Raw genomic sequence first — 16,267 nt, 5'->3', positions numbered from 1 at the left:
AAAAGCACCGCAGAAAATGCAAGCAAAATCGGCTAATTTACTTACTTAGTTGGACCCTTATAGCCTGTCAAAAGTAAAGAATATGATGTTTTTTGATCGACATGGCTCACTTTTACAGGAAGATAATCCAATTTCGGTGCAAGCCAGAAAATTGTTTCGCGACCTGGTTTATCGTGTTGCATCACGACTTTAATAGTATCGAAAGTTCCATAAGTGGTCTTAACTGACTCATTACCTTGTTTGACAAAGCGACGTGCTTCTACTTCTTTAGCATCAGCTAAGTAGTATTTAGATTTTAAACCGCCATTTTTCAAATCCTCACGGATTTGCAGTTCAGCATTCAGTTCATCTAACACACCATTTTGCCATGCAAACGAACGAGCTTTATCATCTTTTTTTGTGTTGATCGTTTTGCTGTTCGGGTTGAAGTTAATACTCATGGTATTGTTATGAATCAGGATTTTGCTGGTACGGCTAAAGCTTTTTGAATTAATGTTGCCATTACTAAAGCTAAAGTTACTGGTCTCAGTCGCAGACGCCATGCCAACGGCTTTGGCTGCAAACACATAGGTCCAATTATTACCTGACTGCGCCAAATTACGTGAGGCAGAGCCGACGTTTTTGCCGTTATAGTTAAATTGGTAACTTGCTTGATAGGGACTCATGGCAAAAGCTGTACTTGCAAATCCTGAACAAAGGACTGCAGTCGATACAGCTGCTGCGATGCCAAAAGTTTTCATCACATATTTAGCCATCAGTATTCTTTCCTTTTAAGCCTTGTATTTTGTGCAGAATATTCTGCGATTAAATAGAATTATGCGCCTTGATTGTGGAGAAATAAGCGAAATATCGTAAGAAATGTAATTTTCTGCTTATTTTTAACACCAGTTTTTGGTTCGAGTTGCTGTTATTTGCTCTTTTGTTGGATCGGGGTGACTTCGCTATCGGACTCTGGTGCTTCGTCCCAATCTTCTATCCGTTCTGCTGCCATTTTACTAAATAAAGCAGCAATGTTGACGTTGCCAATCACCACCAATTCAGCTTCTCTGAGCATGGCATGATTGACATGGACTTTGGATAAGGTGTCAATAATCGAACGGCTTTTGCCAAGCCAGCGGTTCAAATCCAAATGCAAGAGATCATCTTTGACTTTAATAACATTCAGTTTCTCTAAAATCATACCGAGTGGGTCATCGTTCAATACTTTTTGATAGAAAAACAGCGCAAATTTCACGCCCAATTTATAAAAAATATTGGGGTATTTGGCATCTAAAACTTTGGTGTCGCTAATTTGTTCAAACACAATTAATTGGGTGGTTTTGTTAAGCTCCATTTGCACCAATTTTAGGTCAACTGTAAGCGTAATTTCTAAACCGTTATAATTGAGTGTGGCATATAAACGTAACCAATCATCATGCAAATCAGCATGCAAGTCTTGGAGCATTTTGACGTTGTCAGTAACAAAACGTTGAAAGGTCGCATTTAAAAAAACTTGAGAAAGTGGAAACTCGCGCTCGTCTTCAATAAATCCTTCCGCTCGTAGATAGACCTGACGTATACGTTTAGAAATATTGGAAATAAGCGTTTGCATATTGAAAGCATCCTGGCAAATAAGCTTTTTAGCGGAGTGTATCTTGTCGAATAATTGAAAAAATACAAGTTTTCTTTCTTGCAGTTTAGCAAAATAAATTGCACCATTTTTAGGATTTTAAAGTGCACAGAGTCATGTGTTGTGTATTTGTTGATGAACCTCTCGCTTTCATAAAAATATGAAAACCAGGTTTATTTTATACTCTTTTATGCTTGTTGGGGAACTCGGCAAATTGTCGTATTAATGTGATGCTGAAGAAAAAGACATTCAAACCGTTGCAAAATGAGTGGTGGAAAGATCCAATATTTGTCAGTGCATTTACTGCTGCTGCGGTGTTGCATATCTCGGTGTTAATGGTGCAATTTGGTGTGCCACAAGCAACATTTGAAACCACCAAAGAAATTGCTGTAAGCCTACGGCCAAGTGATACGACTGTGGAAGATGCGGATTATCTTGCGCAAGCCGATCAACAAGGCTCAGGTAAGTTTCGCGAGAAGCACCGAATGTCGACTGACATGCCTGCACCTATGGTTGATCAGGACAGTGGCGAGCAAGCACAGCAAGCATTAGATAAAATTCAGCAAAAGCGTGAACTGAACTTTGAAGAAAAAGTGCTGATGACCACGCTCAGTTGGCAAAAACAGGCCGATGAGAATCAACGTAAAAAGCAAGCTGAAGAATTGCAAAGCCAGTTTTCTGCCAAAGCTGCGATGGTGGCCAGTATTGAAGCGCAATATTTACAACGCCAGCAAAACTTTAGTCGTCAGCAAAAAATTAAAACCATTGATGGTGTGCAAGCCAAGCAAGATGATACAGCTGCGTATATGGAAAAATTCCGCCAAAAAGTAGAATTTTATGGCAACCAAAACTATCCAGATCAGGCGCGTGCACAAAATTTAGCTGGTGAAGTGCAATTGATGGTGATTTTAAATTCCAGTGGGGGGATCCGTGCAATTCGTTTACTGGAAAGTTCTGGGCATCCTGTTTTAGACGAAGCGGCTAAAGCATCAGTACGTAAAGCTGCACCATTTGCTCATTTCGATTCTAAAATGAAAGACATCTCTGAACTTCGTGTTGTGCGAACATGGCGTTTTGACCCAGCAGAAGCAGAATTTGAAGTGAATTAGAACATAGGATATATTTGTTTTTAAAATAGAAAAAGCAAATTCAATGTCTGAAATTCAATTACAAGAAAAGCCGTTAAAATTATGGAATCCCAATGCTGCTGGTTGTTGGGCTCTTCTGGTTAGCCCTATATGTAGTAGTTATTTACTGTATAAAAATGCGCAAAAGCTGAATGATCGAGGTGCGGCGAGCAAAGCAAAAAATTGGATGATCGCAGGTTTAGCTGTGTGGTTACTCTCGGTCATTTGTAGTTTGGCTTATCCCACAAATACCGCAATGGTCAATGGCTTTTTTTTCTGGTATTTAATCTTGTGGTATTTTTTATTTGTACGTCAGCAAGTTGCAAATATGAGGCAACGCTTTGGCGAAAGCTATGTGCGTTATACCCACTTTGAATGGTTTAAATTTGTCATGATAGGTTTGGTCGTTCGTGTAGTGTTGATGGGGCTGTCGCTATGGCTTAGTGCGCTGTGGCTGAGCATGAGGCATACTGTTTTGTAATTTCACAAATATCGACACTAAAGTTTTTATACCATTTTTCTTTCCCTAAAAGCTGGGCGGCTTGATGTTCTGCATCTTGATGCCAAGCTCGAATGTCAGCAAGGCTGTCCCAATAAGACAACGCAATTTCCTGCCCATTTTCGCTTAATGCTTCAAAGTGGCGGCAGTTAAAATGTTTCAGGGCTTTTTCTCGTAGGGCTTGTGCGGTCTGATCATAACTCGCGTCAAAATTTAATATCTGAGCTTTAAAAATAACGACATATTTCATTGTTTTAACTACTTATTATTGACGATTTTGTATTTAATGTATTGGGATGTTGAATATTCAGCTCAAAGTTAAAAAAGCGAACCGAAGTTCGCTTTTTTAAGGTTTTAATCTTGTTCTAAATAAGGGTTGTCAAAACCAAGCTTCGCCAAAATTGCGATTTCCAAAGCTTCCATTTCTTCAGCATCGGCTTCAGAAGTTTCATGGTCATAGCCCATTAAATGCAAGGTGCCATGAACGAGCATGTGCGTAAAATGAGTGAGTGGCGCTTTTTGTTGTTCATTTGCTTCACGCAGTACAACGGGAATGCAAATGACCAAATCACCAATTGGAAATACGTCTAGGACGGCAGCCATTTCATCTGGTAAATCGCTAGGGAAAGACAATACATTGGTTGGCTTGTCTTTCTTTCGATATTCCAAATTCAGTTTATGGCTTTCTTCGTTGTCTACACAGGCAATGCCAATTTCACAATCACTTTGGGTATCAATAAAGCGAAGGGTAGTTTCTACCACTTTTTTGATATAAGCACGTTTCAATACCAATTCAGGGGCTTGAAAATCCTGCTGTAGGGAGAGGCTAAGTTTCAAAATGAATCCTTAATTATCATCATTTTGTGCATCGGCTTTGGCGTCATTGTCTGCAATGAGAGCTTCTTGACGCGCTTTGCGTTCTGCACGGGCTTCTGCGCTTAAACGCTGTTGTTCACTGTCCCAGCCCTCATACGCTTCGACAATTTTTTGTACCAGCTGATGACGAACGACATCGCGAGAGTGGAAACGAGTAATATGAATTTCTTTGATTTTATCAATCACGCGAAGCGCATGCGCTAAGCCCGATTGTTGGCCACGAGGCAAATCGACCTGTGTAATGTCACCGGTAATCACGGCACGCGAACCAAAACCTAAACGGGTTAAAAACATTTTCATTTGTTCAGGCGTGGTGTTTTGTGCTTCGTCTAAAATCACAAATGAATGATTAAGTGTACGACCACGCATATAAGCGAGGGGTGCAACTTCAATCACTTGACGCTCAATGAGTTTAGCGACTTTTTCAAAACCCAGCATTTCATATAAAGCGTCATATAAAGGGCGCAAATACGGGTCAATTTTTTGGCTTAAATCACCGGGTAAGAAACCCAGTTTTTCACCCGCTTCAACGGCTGGGCGCACCAATAAAATACGTTGAATTTCGTTGCGTTCGAGCATATCAACGGCGGCAGCAACTGCAAGATAGGTTTTACCCGTACCTGCAGGGCCAATACCAAAAGAAATATCGCTTTGTAAAATGCGCTGTACATAGCGTTTTTGATTTGCACCGCGAGGGTTAATACGGCCTTTACGCGTTTGTAAATAAACGTCTTCTAAGCCAGTATGTTCCTGATCATCAAAATCTTCTTGAATTTCACGGTCAGTTTGACTGCCTTGAATCATAAGGTGAAGGGTATCTGCGGTAATTTGTGCGGTGCTTTCGGATTCTTCAAAGAGACGGTGGAGCAAGCCTTCAGCTCGCTCGACCGCATTAATATCACCATCGACAAAAAAGGCATCGCCTCGGTGAGCAATTTGGACTTCTAAACGTTGTTCGATTTGTTTCAGGTGACCGTTATATGCACCAAGCATGCTTTGTAAACGGTCAACTGAAATACCAGGAAATGTTACTGTACGTCGAATCGCTGCAGTCAAGAGTATTCCTTTAAGTTGTCTAGCGAATACCTCTACATTACGCCACGTCAGGCTCAAGATTCAAGAGTTCACCGTAAACAAACTTCAAAGTTTTGATGTCGGTAATTTCAATCTCTGCAAAGCGACCCACCCAAGCTGGATCACCAATAAAGCCCACTAAACGAGTGTTATCTGCAGTACCAATCAGTAAGTTTGGATCTTTTTCTGAAACAGACTCAATCAACACACGTTGAATGCTACCCAACATCGCATTGGTCTTATCAATACTTGATTGTTTAATCCAGTCTTGAACTTTTGCCAAACGTTCTTTTTTCACATCTTCAGAAGTGGTGTCTTCAAGCTCTGCTGCAGGCGTACCTGGGCGTTTTGAATAGACAAAACTGTAGGAGTGATCAAAGTCCATATCTTTAATAAATTGATAGGTTTCTTCAAAGTTCTCATCTGTTTCGCCAGGGAAACCAATAATAAAGTCACTGGATAAATGCATATCTGGACGAACTTTACGCAGTTTGGCAATTTTTTCGATATACACATCAATGGTGTGGTTACGCTTCATGGCTTGTAACACATCATTTGACCCACTTTGTACGGGTAAATGAAGGTGCGAAACCATTTGTGGTAAATCACGGTAGCATTGAATTAAGTCGTCGTTAAATTCAAGCGGGTGAGAAGTGGTATAGCGCAGACGGCCAATGCCCGGAATTTCTGCAACCAAACGTAGTAAATCTGCAAATGTGCAAATTTCACCTTCGAAGGTTTCACCACGGTAACCATTGACGTTTTGACCTAATAGTGAAATTTCACGCACACCTTTTTCAGCCAGTGTTGCAATTTCTGCTAATACGTCATCGAGTGGACGAGAAACTTCTTCACCGCGTGTATAAGGTACAACACAGAATGAGCAGTATTTAGAACAGCCTTCCATGATGGAAACAAAAGCTTTGTAACCTTCCACACGTGGTTCAGGTAAAAAGTCGAATTTTTCAATATCTGGGAAAGAAATATCCACCAGTTTAATTTTTTCTTTTTTCGGCTTTTCAACTTGCTCAAAATGTTGATCAAGCATTTGAGGTAAACGGTGCAAGGTTTGTGGACCAAAAATCATGTCGACATAATTGGCACGTTTTTGAATGTTGTCGCCTTCTTGTGAAGCAACACAACCACCCACACCAATAATTAAGTCTGGATTTTTTTCTTTCAGTTTGCGCCAGCGACCCAATTCAGAAAACACTTTTTCTTGTGCTTTTTCACGAATAGAACAGGTATTCATTAATAGAATATCGGCATCTTTTGGATCTTTGGTTAGTACATAACCGTGTGAGTCGCCTAACAGGTCAGCCATACGGTGACTATCATACTCATTCATCTGACACCCTTGCGTTTCGATGTACAGTTTTTTCACTGCTGTATCGTTCGCTGGGGTGTGCTGTGGCTGGGAGACAGTGTTTTCTGAGGCAGCTGGGGCAGCATTTGGAATGAAGGTTTGAACCGTCATGCAGGCTCCTAGGATAGATTTGAGATATACATTATTGGCTGCTTTGCACGCAATTTGGCGCTAAGTGGCGAAGTTCTGTATAAGGAAATTTTGAAAGGGCCGTATTTTAACAGTAATTCGAGCTAAACTTATAGTTTAAAATAACCAATGATCAATATTGATTTGTGAACGAAAAATGTTTGAAAATTAATATTGTTTAATCATAAGGTTACACAACAGAACAATATCGTTGGTTTAGACTTATTAAACTGGTTGAAAACTGCAAATGTAGCTGCATAGCTAAATTTAAACATGAGCACCAAAAATGTCATGGGCGATGTCATAAAACGATGCAAGAAATAGAAGGCAAGTCGTAGATGCTAAATCGAATTTTCAAATCTCAAAATTATTATCCATTACTTGCCTTAGGTGTCGCGACCGCGTGTGCCAGCATTTCTGCACAAGCCGCAGACGAACAGTTTAATGATGCACTACGTGCAGCCAATGCCGGTAATATTTCGTTATTGCAACAATACCAATCTCAAATGCAAAACGATGCATTGGGTTATTATCCTGAATATTGGATGCTCAATACCAATTTAGCTTCGCAACCGACCAGTTCAATTACGAACTTTGCACAGCGTTATCCTCAGTCTGCGATGGCAGAAAAACTGTCAGCAGATTATGTTGAAGAAAAAGTCAAAATGGCAGACTTTGCTTCGGCTCAGCCAGTTTTACAATATGTCAGTAATCCTGACCAAGCAGAAAGCTGTGCTATGGCACAAGTTCGTGCTAAATCAGGCGATCCATTGGTCTTTGCCGAATATAAAGATGTATGGCTCACTACCAATTCGCAACCTGATTCGTGTACAGGCTTAGGGCGGATGATGCTCTCTAGCCCACTTATGACGACACAAGATCGTCAGCAACGTTTGTGGGGGCAGTTACGCGCAGGTCAACCAGGTCAAGCCATTGCCACAGCGCAAACGATTGGCATCAATTTGAGTTTGGCGCAGCTCAATAGTATTCAAGCCAATGCTTTAAACTATTTATGGAATGCACCTAAAGCAACCAAAGAAGATCAAGCCTATATTATTTATGCCATTGGTCGTTTAGCAGATAGTGATTTAAATGTTGCATTCTCGACTGCGCGTCGTGCTGCAGAAGGATTACCTGAAGATGCTCAAAAGGCTGTGTACCGTGCAGTGGCTTATGTCGGTGGTACTACGGTGATGAAAAATAATTTTAATCGTGAAGTACTCGATTTTTATGATGCCAGTTACGGTTTACCGCTGAGCCCTGAAGAAGCTGAAATTTACGCACGCCAAGCGATTCGTTTTAATGGCTGGAATAGTCTGCTTCGTGCCATTGAGGGAATGAGTGTAACTCAACGTCAAGAAGACCGTTGGCAGTATTGGTTAGCACGTGCGTACGAACAACAAACTGATTCAAAATCTAAAAAAGCAGCGCAAGATATTTATCGCCAATTGTCCGTTGGTGATGATTACCATAATTTATTAGCCAAAGACCGAATTGGGCAGGCCTATAATAATATTCCAGCCTATAGCGAAGCGACCAATCAAGATGCAGTGCGCTTGAGTCAGGATATTCACTTCCGCCGTGCATTTGCTTTACGTAACGTTGGTGCTTCGGACAGTTTTGTGAACCGTGAATGGAACTGGGCCGTGCGACAGGCTTATTTGCGACATGATGATGGTTTGATTTTGGCTGCAGCTAAACGTGCTACCGATATGGGGTGGTATGACCGTGCCATTTATGCGGCAGATCGTACGACAACCAAACACAATTATGGTTATCGTTATGCGATGCCACACCGTTCTTATGTGGTTGCACATAGCCAAAATGCAGGCATTGATCCTGCTTGGGCGTATGGTTTAATGCGTCAAGAAAGTCGTTTTGTCACTGGTGCACGTTCCCATGTTGGTGCGGGTGGTCTCATGCAAATTATGCCGGATACCGCCAAACTGGTGGCACGCCAAATGGGGGAAACCTATAACCCTGCGGCCTTAAGTGACATGAATACCAATGTGCGTTATGGCACCTTCTATTTATCAATGATTCAACGTCAATTGAGCAATAGTCCAGTGCTTGCTACAGCAGGCTATAATGCAGGTCCAAATCGTGCTCGACGTTGGCAACCCGATGGACAACCGATTGCCGCTGACCAATATACAGAAACGATTCCACTCACTGAAACCCGTGATTATGTCAAACATGTAATGACGAATGCGACTCATTACGGTATCTTATTGGGGCAAGGATCACAAACGATTGGACAGCGTATGCAAACGATTCCATTGAGAAATTCGCAATAATACCTGTGTCAATGGCGCCAAAAATTTAAAAAAACTGGGGACAACATAAATGCTGTTAAGCAGGTTGAATGCTAACAAGTTGTTGCGATATTTTTATGGCATCGCGGGTATGGGAATATGTACTGCAGTTGTACATGCAAGCCCAGCACCAGCGGGTTATGTTATGGAAATTCAGCTTGTGCCTGCAGCATGCTCGCTTGACCCTCAGCGTAATAAAAAGCGCAAATGTTTAGAGGGCTATTCCCTGAATGTTCTTGGGCTTTATCCTGAAGTGGCGGCGCAGCGTAATTGTACGAGTCATACGGTTTTAAATTTACCTCCGATTCAAGCGAAAGTGGTTGCGCGAGTCATGCCTGATGAAAATGCACGTAAACAATTGTGGCAAGGCGTTGGGGGCTGTGTGCCTATGCCAGCCAATCAATATTTTCGTATGATGATTAACTATGCGGAAAAGCTCAAAATTCCTGATGAATTAACCAGCCAAGAGACCCGTGTGATGCAAGCAGCGGTTTTGCGCAGCCGTATGTTGCGTTTGAACCCCGGTTTGCCGACCCAAGGATTTGAGTTTAGTTGCCAGCAGAACAAAACGAATAGCATTTTGACAGAAATTAAAATTTGCTATCAAAACAATGGGCATTACAAGGCTTGTCCGAAAAACGTACAAAATAATTGCCCTGCAACTTTCACAATTAAAGGTTCTTTTTAAGCCTTTATTGCTATTTTATTTATATTTCCTATCATACTTTTGTTGAAAAGCATTCTCTTTTACATGCAACTGCCAAAAGATTGGAGTACAATCTTTGCCGTTTATGATTATTAAGATTAGATAGAACAGCTATTTAATCATTATGACCTTCCTCAATTGGAGATAATTACATGAAGCAAGCAGTTCGTGTTGCCGTTACTGGCGCAGCTGGTCAAATCGGTTATAGCTTATTATTCCGTATCGCAAGCGGTGAAATGTTGGGTAAAGACCAACCAGTTATCCTTCAATTATTAGAAATTCCAGTTGAGAAAGCTCAACAAGCGCTTAAAGGCGTAATGATGGAACTTGATGACTGCGCATTCCCTCTTCTAGAAGGCATGATCGGTACTGATGATCCTAAAGTTGCATTCAAAGATGCTGACTACGCTCTTCTTGTAGGTTCACGTCCACGTGGTCCTGGCATGGAACGTGCTGACCTTCTTAAAGTAAACGGTGAAATCTTCATCGGTCAAGGTAAAGCGCTTAACGAAGTTGCTAGCCGTGACGTTAAAGTTCTTGTTGTAGGTAACCCTGCGAACACTAACGCTTACATTGCTATGAAATCTGCTACAGATCTTCCTGCGAAAAACTTCACAGCTATGTTACGTCTTGACCACAACCGTGCGTTGACTCAATTAGCTCAAAAAGCTGGCGTTGCAGTTTCTGACATCAAAACAATGACAGTTTGGGGTAACCACTCTCCAACAATGTATGCTGACTACCGTTTTGCTACAGTAAACGGCGAAAGTTTAAAAGACAAAATCAACGATGCTGCTTGGAACAAAGACGTATTCCTTCCAACTGTTGGTAAACGTGGCGCTGCGATCATCGAAGCTCGTGGTTTGTCTTCTGCTGCTTCTGCTGCAAACGCTGCAATCGACCACATGCGCGATTGGGCTCTTGGCACAAACGGCGAATGGGTAACTATGGGTATTCCTTCTGACGGTTCTTACGGTATCCCTGAAGGCGTAATGTTCGGTTTCCCTGTAACTTGCGAAAATGGCGAATACAAAATCGTTCAAGGTCTTGAAATCGACGAATTCAGCCGTGAGCGTATCAACTTCACTCTTAATGAGCTTGAAGAAGAACGTGCAGCAGTTGCTGACATGATCAAATAATTTAATCACTTAGATTAAGTTAGAAAAAACGCTCCATTCGGAGCGTTTTTTTTATGCACAAAAAATAACAATGCGTTGAGCAATATCAGCAGAAGCCGAGGGTTGAACATGCTAAGTTAAAAATAATAAAACAACAGGAAAATTCCCATGTTAGATATGGATGTAACCCAAGAATTATTATTTCAGCAATTGGGCTTAGACAGCTCGCCAGAGGCTATTGAGCAATTTATTCAAACACATCAGCTGACGCTTGAAGTTCCTATGCATCAGGCCGATTTCTGGACTCAATCACAACGTGACTTTTTAATTAGCCATTGGAAAAAAGATGATGAGTGGGCGATGGTTATTGATCAACTGAATGAGCAATTGCATGCTGATTAAAAAGTGCTCACAAAAAGTAACAACAAACCTAGTTTTATGACTAGGTTTTTTTTGAGATATCTTATAAGTTAATTCAATAATAAATGACAATTAAGCTGATAAGGAGGGCGAAAGCTCATGAAGAACAAACCATCCTTAGAACTTCTATTTTCGCAGCTCGGTTTGGCCAATAGTCCTGCTGCTATTGAACTCTATGTGCGTACACATCAGCTTGCAGCCAATGTGTCACTACATGATGCGCCATTTTGGAATAAGGGGCAGCGTGCGCTGTTAATCAGTCATTTGGTACAAGATGATGATTGGGCCATTTGGGTAGACGAGCTGAATCAACAACTCCATTTAGATGCCTATAGACTCCAAGCGGTATAATTTAATTTCGACTTAAAAAAAGCCTCAATTTTTATTGAGGCTTTTTGCTTTTGCATCTACAGAAGTTTATGCATCATTTAATGCAAGCGACTTTTTACAATCTTCTCCATCCACGCTTCGGCACGGTAAGTATCAAATGCAGGATGTGTTTGCATCAGTTGTAAGTCAAAAGCATTGGTTTTGGCATATTTAGTCAGCCAGTGGCGTGTCATAGCAGGTTCATTTTTTGAAGCTGCTGCGTAGGCCAAAAAAAAGTAAATATCACCATCATCATCGTGTGCAAGAGGCTTTAAGATTTGTTGGGTAATCACGGCAAAGCGCTCTTCACGTGTTACTTCAAAATACAGCATATAGGCTTTAGCCAAGTGTAAAGACAAGTCGATATATAAGCTCAGAGGCATTTCTTCGAATTCAAGGCGGCCTTGCTCTAAGAGCACGACCGCTTCTTGTAGGAAATGGATTTGCTCTTGGCGTACACGGCTTAAGGTGACCAACTGTAAGCGCAAGTCAGCACGTTCTAAAGCCAGTTCGGGTTGATTGCCTTGTAAATACAATTGATCAGTTTCACCAATACGTTGAATGATGTCTTTGGTTAGGTCACGCATTGGTGGCATCCTCATGTTTGCAATGAAGCATATATGAGGATGAATTTTTAAATTTAAAGTTTTGTGCTTACCAAAGTGGCTGGTCTGTTCTAAGCCACGCCGTAATAGAAAGGCGTTGATGTTTGGCTTCTAATACTTCGTGGAGCAAATCACTTTGAAAAATGGCAATACGATTTGGCTCTGGATGAATAATATGCCATTGATTGTTTTTATCTTGCAGGCGTAGTTCTCCGCCCCAGTCATTTTCCCATGCTTCATGCAAATAATAGACAGTAGAAATCATACGTCCATTTTTACCTTGTGGGTTATCACGGTGTAATGCATAAAATTCACCTGCGTTATAGCAAGCAAAGTGCGCTTCAGCTTCTTTAATGCCCAAAAAAAACGCCTGATTCAAATGTTGTGAAAGGGCGTTTAAAGCTTGAATATGTTGTTGTGCGACCTTGAGTTGCTGATCAATCCATAAAATATGGTCACTGCGGATGTTAGAGACTACGCCATTTTGGATGGCCGCATCGCGGAATTCATTTAAATGCGTTGAACATTCATGGACCAATGCGCCTGTGTATTCAGGTGAATATGCTTGGTCAATAATTGCAAAGCCATGTTGAGCTAAATTATCTAAAATTTGCTCAACAGGCCAAGACTTTGGGAGATGCATTGCATCCATATAAAACAGCCTAATGATCGTCAGAAAATAGCGATGTATTCTAGTAGAAGAATAGCATCGGAATGAAACTATTTTTCATGCTAAAATAGCCGTTGATATTAGGAATTTTAGAAACATGAACTACCGTCACCATTTCCATGCAGGCAACTTTGCCGATGTTATGAAGCATGTTTTATTGCTTCAGTTATTGAGTCGGCTGAATGCGAAAGACAAACCTTATCGCTATGTAGATACCCATGGTGGTGCAGGTAAATATGATTTATCAACCTCTGAAGCACAAAAATCAGGTGAGTTTTTAAATGGTATTCATCGTCTGGTCAAACTAGATGATTCAATTAAGCGTAATGCGCCAGAGGGCGTGCAACAATATTTAAAAATTGTTGAAAAAATGCGTGAAAATTTTGGCAAAGGTGCTTATCCAGGCTCACCTTGGTTTGCGCTTGAAGGCATGCGTGAAACCGACAAGGCCACTATTTTTGAAATGCAACGTGATGTATTTCAACAGTTACGCCACAATATTTTTGATAAACGTGCGGGCTTGCATGAGCGCGATGCTTACGAAGGTCTTTTAGGTGTTATTCCACCAAAAGAGAAACGTGGCTTGGTGATGATTGATCCGCCTTACGAATTGGAACGAAAAGATTTCCCACAATTGGTAGAATTATTGGTTGCTGCTTATAAAAAATGGCCGACAGGCGTTTTCGCAGTGTGGTATCCAATTAAAGACCGCGCCATGATTGAACGTTTTGAAAAGAAAATGTACAAAACGGGTATTCGCCGTCAGTTGGTATGTGAAGTTTGCGTATGGCCAGATGACACACCAGTGGGCTTAAATGGTTGTGGTTTATTGGTGATTAACCCACCTTGGAAATTCTCAGAAGATGCAGATGAGGCATTACAATGGTTATTCCCACACCTTCGCATGAGTGAAAGTGGTGGTCATGCTGCTGTACGTTGGTTGGTTGGCGAATAAGCCAGACGCTACACAATATTTAAGTAAGACAAAAGGTCACAGTTAGGATCGAAGAATGACAAATATAAATAAACCTGAACGGGAAGCTTCTACTAAAGATGAAAGTGCCTTTGATGGCATTACTTTTGAGGTGGAGGAAGAAGAACATACCCATGAAGGACAGAAAGTCAAACGTCGAGGTATTTATCTGTGGCCGAACCTGATTACAACCGCAGCGTTGTTATCAGGTTTCTATTCAATTATTGCCAGTATGAATGGTGATTACACTCAAGCGGTGTATGCTATTTTTATTGCCGCACTATTAGATGGTTTAGATGGCCGAGTTGCTCGTGCTATTGGCGCGCAAAGTCCATTTGGTGAACAGTTTGATTCACTATCTGACTTGCTTGCATTTGGCGTGGCACCTGCGATTTTAATGTATAGCTGGAGCTTGCACGATCTTGGACGTATTGGCTTAGCTGCATGCTTTGTCTATACCGCCTGTGCGGCTTTCCGCCTAGCACGTTTTAATGTGCAAATTGGTGTGGTCGATAAACGCTATTTTATTGGTGTAGCCAGTCCATTAGCCGCCGTTATTATTATTTCATTGGTCTTGGTTGCCCGTGATTTCCCTGCAGTTTTTGATTTGCGTGAAGCGGGTATTCAAACACTCAACGCTGTGGTGATTATTGCCGTTGGCTTACTGATGATTTCAAATATTAAATACTATTCATTTAAAACAGTAGACCGTAAACGCGTCCCTTTCGCAGTGTTGCCAATCGTGGTATTTGTTTTAGCTGCAGTAACTTATAATATTCCTGTTGGCGTACTGGTGATTGCAGTCATTTATGCACTTTCAGGTTTTGTTACAACCATAATGGCGAGAAAGCAGAGCGCCTTATAAATGTAAAATCTAAATCAATAGGAGCTTGATATGCAGTTATTTCAAGATTTCTTTGATCAGTCCAAACAGCTGAATCAGGCTCCTTATTGCAAACAACAAAAACTACCTTTTCATATACAAACACAAAAATATCCAAGCATTCTCATTGCACTTAAAATCCCAAATTTGCCAGCACCCTTACATTACCTCAACCTATTTATACAATTAGGGCAGCTGAATTTACCGATATTGCATCATGCTCACGCTAAATCCAAAAATGCAACCAACCAAATTTATTTGATGAGCAGTTGTAGTGCACACATGGTTGGGCAGTTTCAGTGTGATACAAAAGAGGCGACATTTCATCTGGCGTCTAAACATATTCAATGTGCCGATCATGTCGATATATATGGTGAATTTCCAAAATTCCAATTTCAGCGCGAACATCAAGAACTCAGTTTAGATCTACAGGTGAATAGTTCGGATCTTGTTTCATGTATTACCAAGTTACGAATGGGCATGGCAGAGTATTGGAGTGTGCTAAGCCAATGTGCTGGTAAAGTGGTTTATAAAGGGCAAATTTTTGATATTGCACAGCTCGGAACTTTAGAGTTTGCTAGAGCTAGGGCATTTCCTTATTTTCCTGTGGCATTTTACAGCATGAGCATGTTGAATCTAAGCAATGATCGACAACTCATGTTTATGCAAGTACGGGATGCACGAAATCAGATTGTACAATCACGTATTTACTTAAGAGACCTTAAAGCAAATAAACATCAGATGTTCGATACAGCAGTCCATTTCCGAATACATCGCGTTTATCCCAAAATAACCACCCCCAATGCACGTAATATGTATCTTCCACGTGAATTTGAATGGTTTATGCAAAATGAAACCATGCAGATTCGCTTGCAAGGACAAAGTCGAGGTGATTTTAAATTTGGCTTGGGTGCGGGTTATGCGGGCAGTTTTAGTTATCGTTTGCAGTTGAATGAAGAACAAGAAGAGGGGGAAGAGGGGTATAGCGAATATATTGATTGCCGGAATTTAAATTGGCAAGAGCATCATCAAGATCATCTATCGGCTTTTCAACAAGCAGATTCAATGCCAGTTTTGATTAAAAACAAGTAAAAATAGCCGAATTTGAACAATAAAAAGACACCTGGTAGGATTTTTTAAAAATAAATGGAAAAAAATAAAAAATAGGGTTGCAACGGATGTGAAATGCTGTAGAATGCACATCCATCGGCGGTGATGAAGATTAAAACTTCTGATAAAACAAGGACTTGGTTGAAAAGATTAAGTTTGGTTTTAGAAAGAAAGTTTAAAATAATTTGAATTACTTGTTGACACTAAATAAATTTAGTGTAATATAGCCGACCTAGCTTGTTGGTGACGAACCAACAAGAAGATCATTAAGAGATTATGAAGAACAACTTGTGTGGATTTTTACTGGTTGATCGATCGAAATTATTTTCATTGATTGATGGTAGAAATTACTCGAAGTTTATTTGAGAAATTAATGTCAGAAAATTGATGAGCCAAGATTTGGTGTTTTGAATAAAGC

At 40.8% G+C, this 16,267-nt stretch carries 18 protein-coding genes; 10 read left to right on the top strand and 8 right to left on the bottom strand.

All coding sequences use genetic code 11. The features are described 5' to 3' along the window. Positions 1-41: 41 nt before the first annotated feature. Together EXE29_RS08250 and EXE29_RS08245 are read right to left on the bottom strand one after the other, a co-directional pair. Positions 42-755: a DUF3108 domain-containing protein gene (locus EXE29_RS08250; RefSeq protein WP_120364456.1), complete on the bottom strand. Its 714-nt coding sequence runs from the start codon at positions 753-755 to the stop codon at positions 42-44. Positions 756-907: 152 nt separating this feature from the next. Beyond that, positions 908-1,591: a hypothetical protein gene (locus EXE29_RS08245; protein ID WP_120364455.1), complete on the bottom strand. Its 684-nt coding sequence runs from the start codon at positions 1,589-1,591 to the stop codon at positions 908-910. A 248-nt stretch (positions 1,592-1,839) separates the two neighbouring features. Between EXE29_RS08245 and EXE29_RS08240 the strand changes: the two genes are divergently transcribed. After that, entirely contained in the window at positions 1,840-2,718 is an 879-nt protein-coding gene (locus EXE29_RS08240) for an energy transducer TonB (RefSeq protein WP_106984074.1), read from the top strand. 43 nt (positions 2,719-2,761) lie between these two features. Beyond that, positions 2,762-3,217: a hypothetical protein gene (locus tag EXE29_RS08235; protein WP_106984075.1), complete on the top strand. Its 456-nt coding sequence runs from the start codon at positions 2,762-2,764 to the stop codon at positions 3,215-3,217. On the opposite strand, the gene EXE29_RS08230 is transcribed toward EXE29_RS08235, so the two are convergent. From EXE29_RS08230 to miaB, 4 genes are all read right to left on the bottom strand, one after another. Continuing rightward, the gene (locus EXE29_RS08230; protein WP_106984076.1) at positions 3,177-3,485 is read right to left on the bottom strand and encodes an antibiotic biosynthesis monooxygenase family protein; all 309 of its coding nucleotides are present in this window, start codon (positions 3,483-3,485) and stop codon (positions 3,177-3,179) included. The two genes, EXE29_RS08235 and EXE29_RS08230, sit on opposite strands and share 41 nt — an antisense overlap. 104 nt (positions 3,486-3,589) lie before the next feature. Beyond that, positions 3,590-4,072: an rRNA maturation RNase YbeY gene (gene ybeY / locus EXE29_RS08225; RefSeq protein WP_106984077.1), complete on the bottom strand. Its 483-nt coding sequence runs from the start codon at positions 4,070-4,072 to the stop codon at positions 3,590-3,592. Between the two features lie 9 nt (positions 4,073-4,081). After that, the gene (locus tag EXE29_RS08220) at positions 4,082-5,167 is read right to left on the bottom strand and encodes a PhoH family protein (protein WP_106984078.1); all 1,086 of its coding nucleotides are present in this window, start codon (positions 5,165-5,167) and stop codon (positions 4,082-4,084) included. 37 nt (positions 5,168-5,204) lie between these two features. Beyond that, on the bottom strand, positions 5,205-6,662 hold the full coding sequence (gene miaB / locus EXE29_RS08215; protein WP_106984079.1) for a tRNA (N6-isopentenyl adenosine(37)-C2)-methylthiotransferase MiaB: 1,458 nt from the start codon (positions 6,660-6,662) through the stop codon (positions 5,205-5,207). Positions 6,663-7,018: 356 nt separating this feature from the next. Here miaB and EXE29_RS08210 point away from each other — a divergent pair, with 356 nt between their 5' ends. The 5 genes from EXE29_RS08210 to EXE29_RS08190 all read left to right on the top strand — a co-directional run bounded on the left by EXE29_RS08210 (position 7,019) and on the right by EXE29_RS08190 (position 11,590). Further along, a complete protein-coding gene (locus EXE29_RS08210; protein WP_120364454.1) occupies positions 7,019-8,977 on the top strand; it encodes a lytic transglycosylase domain-containing protein in 1,959 nt (652 codons plus the stop codon). Between the two features lie 49 nt (positions 8,978-9,026). Next, positions 9,027-9,683 (top strand): ribonuclease T2 family protein, encoded by a 657-nt coding sequence (locus EXE29_RS08205; RefSeq protein WP_228198755.1) that lies wholly within the window; start codon positions 9,027-9,029, stop codon positions 9,681-9,683. A gap of 170 nt (positions 9,684-9,853) precedes the next feature. Beyond that, positions 9,854-10,840, top strand: coding sequence for a malate dehydrogenase (locus EXE29_RS08200; RefSeq protein WP_067762865.1), 987 nt, complete (start codon positions 9,854-9,856; stop codon positions 10,838-10,840). Between the two features lie 147 nt (positions 10,841-10,987). Further along, entirely contained in the window at positions 10,988-11,221 is a 234-nt protein-coding gene (locus tag EXE29_RS08195) for a DUF2789 family protein (RefSeq protein WP_106984082.1), read from the top strand. Positions 11,222-11,338: 117 nt separating this feature from the next. Beyond that, a complete protein-coding gene (locus tag EXE29_RS08190; RefSeq protein WP_106984083.1) occupies positions 11,339-11,590 on the top strand; it encodes a DUF2789 family protein in 252 nt (83 codons plus the stop codon). Positions 11,591-11,667: 77 nt separating this feature from the next. Here EXE29_RS08190 and EXE29_RS08185 read toward each other — a convergent pair whose 3' ends face one another. Both EXE29_RS08185 and EXE29_RS08180 read right to left on the bottom strand, forming a co-directional pair. Then, the gene (locus EXE29_RS08185; protein WP_117007456.1) at positions 11,668-12,195 is read right to left on the bottom strand and encodes a hypothetical protein; all 528 of its coding nucleotides are present in this window, start codon (positions 12,193-12,195) and stop codon (positions 11,668-11,670) included. A gap of 67 nt (positions 12,196-12,262) precedes the next feature. Then, complete coding sequence (locus EXE29_RS08180; RefSeq protein WP_106984085.1) at positions 12,263-12,865, bottom strand: 2OG-Fe(II) oxygenase; 603 nt, start codon at positions 12,863-12,865, stop codon at positions 12,263-12,265. 115 nt (positions 12,866-12,980) lie between these two features. Here EXE29_RS08180 and EXE29_RS08175 point away from each other — a divergent pair, with 115 nt between their 5' ends. From EXE29_RS08175 to EXE29_RS08165, 3 genes are read left to right on the top strand one after another with little or no spacing between them, the layout of a single operon-like run. Further along, positions 12,981-13,838 carry a 23S rRNA (adenine(2030)-N(6))-methyltransferase RlmJ gene (locus EXE29_RS08175; RefSeq protein WP_106984086.1) on the top strand — a complete coding sequence of 286 codons (858 nt, stop codon included), beginning with the start codon at positions 12,981-12,983 and terminating at the stop codon, positions 13,836-13,838. Positions 13,839-13,893: 55 nt separating this feature from the next. After that, positions 13,894-14,721, top strand: coding sequence for a CDP-diacylglycerol--serine O-phosphatidyltransferase (gene pssA, locus EXE29_RS08170; RefSeq protein ID WP_106984087.1), 828 nt, complete (start codon positions 13,894-13,896; stop codon positions 14,719-14,721). A gap of 30 nt (positions 14,722-14,751) precedes the next feature. Next, complete coding sequence (locus EXE29_RS08165; RefSeq protein WP_120364452.1) at positions 14,752-15,831, top strand: DUF6670 family protein; 1,080 nt, start codon at positions 14,752-14,754, stop codon at positions 15,829-15,831. Positions 15,832-16,267 lie beyond the last annotated feature (436 nt).

It is taken from the genome of Acinetobacter sp. WCHAc060006 (assembly GCF_004209135.1).
Lineage (GTDB): Bacteria > Pseudomonadota > Gammaproteobacteria > Pseudomonadales > Moraxellaceae > Acinetobacter > Acinetobacter cumulans.
Note: the sequence above shows the minus strand (reverse complement) of the source record. Positions and strands in the feature narration are given on the sequence as shown.

What these genes read in the sequence shown, in the direction of transcription:
- EXE29_RS08205 (WP_228198755.1), top strand. Translation starts at nt 9,027, where the DNA reads ATGCTGTTAAGCAGGTTGAATGCTAACAAGTTGTTGCGATATTTTTAT.
- EXE29_RS08235 (WP_106984075.1), top strand. Translation starts at nt 2,762, where the DNA reads ATGTCTGAAATTCAATTACAAGAAAAGCCGTTAAAATTATGGAATCCC.
- EXE29_RS08180 (WP_106984085.1), bottom strand. Translation starts at nt 12,865, where the DNA reads ATGGATGCAATGCATCTCCCAAAGTCTTGGCCTGTTGAGCAAATTTTA.
- EXE29_RS08200 (WP_067762865.1), top strand. Translation starts at nt 9,854, where the DNA reads ATGAAGCAAGCAGTTCGTGTTGCCGTTACTGGCGCAGCTGGTCAAATC.
- EXE29_RS08185 (WP_117007456.1), bottom strand. Translation starts at nt 12,195, where the DNA reads ATGCGTGACCTAACCAAAGACATCATTCAACGTATTGGTGAAACTGAT.
- miaB (WP_106984079.1), bottom strand. Translation starts at nt 6,662, where the DNA reads ATGACGGTTCAAACCTTCATTCCAAATGCTGCCCCAGCTGCCTCAGAA.
- EXE29_RS08175 (WP_106984086.1), top strand. Translation starts at nt 12,981, where the DNA reads ATGAACTACCGTCACCATTTCCATGCAGGCAACTTTGCCGATGTTATG.
- pssA (WP_106984087.1), top strand. Translation starts at nt 13,894, where the DNA reads ATGACAAATATAAATAAACCTGAACGGGAAGCTTCTACTAAAGATGAA.
- EXE29_RS08190 (WP_106984083.1), top strand. Translation starts at nt 11,339, where the DNA reads ATGAAGAACAAACCATCCTTAGAACTTCTATTTTCGCAGCTCGGTTTG.
- EXE29_RS08245 (WP_120364455.1), bottom strand. Translation starts at nt 1,591, where the DNA reads ATGCAAACGCTTATTTCCAATATTTCTAAACGTATACGTCAGGTCTAT.
- EXE29_RS08165 (WP_120364452.1), top strand. Translation starts at nt 14,752, where the DNA reads ATGCAGTTATTTCAAGATTTCTTTGATCAGTCCAAACAGCTGAATCAG.
- EXE29_RS08230 (WP_106984076.1), bottom strand. Translation starts at nt 3,485, where the DNA reads ATGAAATATGTCGTTATTTTTAAAGCTCAGATATTAAATTTTGACGCG.
- EXE29_RS08210 (WP_120364454.1), top strand. Translation starts at nt 7,019, where the DNA reads ATGCTAAATCGAATTTTCAAATCTCAAAATTATTATCCATTACTTGCC.
- EXE29_RS08240 (WP_106984074.1), top strand. Translation starts at nt 1,840, where the DNA reads ATGCTGAAGAAAAAGACATTCAAACCGTTGCAAAATGAGTGGTGGAAA.
- EXE29_RS08195 (WP_106984082.1), top strand. Translation starts at nt 10,988, where the DNA reads ATGTTAGATATGGATGTAACCCAAGAATTATTATTTCAGCAATTGGGC.
- EXE29_RS08250 (WP_120364456.1), bottom strand. Translation starts at nt 755, where the DNA reads ATGGCTAAATATGTGATGAAAACTTTTGGCATCGCAGCAGCTGTATCG.